This window comes from Pseudomonas psychrophila, assembly GCF_001043005.1.
Classification (GTDB): Bacteria; Pseudomonadota; Gammaproteobacteria; order Pseudomonadales; family Pseudomonadaceae; genus Aquipseudomonas; species Aquipseudomonas psychrophila.
The window spans coordinates 1-558 of record NZ_JYKZ01000093.1 but is presented as its reverse complement, the minus strand read 5'-3'; the positions used below and the strand labels follow the sequence as shown (position 1 = coordinate 558).

General features: G+C 58.4%; 1 protein-coding gene. It reads right to left on the bottom strand.

Annotated features, from left to right (window positions below):
• Nucleotides 1–558, bottom strand: a 558-nt coding sequence (locus TU76_RS24240; RefSeq protein ID WP_048352694.1) for a TonB-dependent receptor, incomplete at both ends; no start/stop codon positions are given.

Here is a 558-nt window from a genome sequence, read left to right as displayed (position 1 = left end):
CCTTTGCCGGCACTGACATAGCCATGCAGTTCTGGTGTGAAGGCGTACATCACGCTCATCGATGGCGTGGCTTTTTCATAGCGCTTGGTGCCGCTGTCGTCGCCGTTGCTCAAAAATTGATCATCGACGTCCATTTCCATCGTGCTGTAGCGCAAGCCGGTCTGCACCGTCCAGTTGTCGATGGCCCAGTTAGCTTGCACATACGGGTCGAGGCTACGTGCAGTGTCGACTTCGTCACGCACCAGAGCACCTTTCACGCCCAGCAGGTCGCCGCTGAAGTTTTGATAACCGTGGCGGCTGTCCTGACTCTGGTCATAGTCCAGGCCTGCGATCAAGGTTAGATCGCCCGGAACGCTGTACACCGGCTGCAGCCAGCGCAGGCTGCCACCGTGGAACTTGCGGTCGAACTGAACCACGCCGCCGCCTTGTTTATTGCCCGCCGCGAACGGTGGAATCGCCAAATACTGAATCACGCTCCGCGTCCCGGTGTACGCATTGACTTGCAAGGTTGCGTCGCCGAAGTAGCGCTCGTAGTTCAGTCCCACTTGCTGGTTGTCG